This is a genomic window from Undibacterium sp. SXout20W, assembly GCF_049340285.1.
Taxonomy (GTDB): Bacteria; Pseudomonadota; Gammaproteobacteria; order Burkholderiales; family Burkholderiaceae_D; genus Undibacterium.
Map to the genome: position 1 here is coordinate 1 of NZ_JBMPPH010000111.1, position 859 is coordinate 859.

Sequence of the window (859 nt, forward strand, 5' to 3'; positions counted from 1 at the left end):
ATGGGCGATGAACAGCTTAAATCATCGTCCCAGAAAATGTCTCGGCTTCAAAACGCCGCACCAAGTATTTATGAAGCAGTTACAATCGCATCAACATGTGGTTGCACTTCGAAATTGAATCCGCCCTTCACTCAATCACCTTTGGCAAAAAAAATCAATATTACTCAGCATATTTGGTCGTTTTCAAATTGAGATAATAGAGCTATATTTTATTCAGCGGATCAGATAAGCAATGCTACAAAATAGAATTCGCTATAGAACCACTACCATTTCTCATCGAAACAAATCTAACTGGTAAATCTTTGAAAGCAGGACCGGCAATTCTTATACAAGTTGCCAAGTCAATACGCCCAAAGTATGTTCGATGATCTCCCATGAGTGATCGTAACTCTTTAATGCAAAGCCCAGTTTCCTGATGCATTCTTACAAGAAGACCTGCGCTGACTGGCAATTGAAAATAGCGAATTCTTGCAATAGTTGACGGTGAAATTCCGAGTATTCGACTCAACTGCACGTCATTCTTCAGATGTAACTTGCAAATAATAATATTGATCAACGCGTTTGGATCATAGTTAAGCTGAGACATTTTTTTCCTTCACTAAATTTTTCAGAAAATGAAAATCTAATCAAAATTTTCGCGCTAAAGTTCGTTAAGTCAGAAAAAATAAACGTCTGCATCAGAAGCCGCACTAGTCAGTAATAGGTAATGTTTCTACCAACCTATCTCCTGCCTGCGCGAGTTCAACTATGAAGTGCAACTGAAGATAAATGGTTAAAGGTGGGAAGATGCAGTAGCATCCGGCCTTCCAGACCTCCAAGTCAAAGTTGCCCGAAATGACATACACACATCTTACCCAAG

General features: G+C 39.2%; 1 protein-coding gene and 1 pseudogene. One reads left to right on the forward strand and one right to left on the reverse strand.

Annotation, left to right across the window (positions count from 1 at the left end; all coding sequences use genetic code 11):
• Positions 1-118: pseudogene (locus ACO0K1_RS20220) on the forward strand (IS30 family transposase); the annotation flags it as partial.
• Positions 119-235: 117 nt separating this feature from the next.
• Here ACO0K1_RS20220 and ACO0K1_RS20225 read toward each other — a convergent pair.
• Positions 236-586: a hypothetical protein gene (locus ACO0K1_RS20225; protein WP_423029004.1), complete on the reverse strand. Its 351-nt coding sequence runs from the start codon at positions 584-586 to the stop codon at positions 236-238.
• Between the last annotated feature and the right edge of the window lie 273 nt (positions 587-859).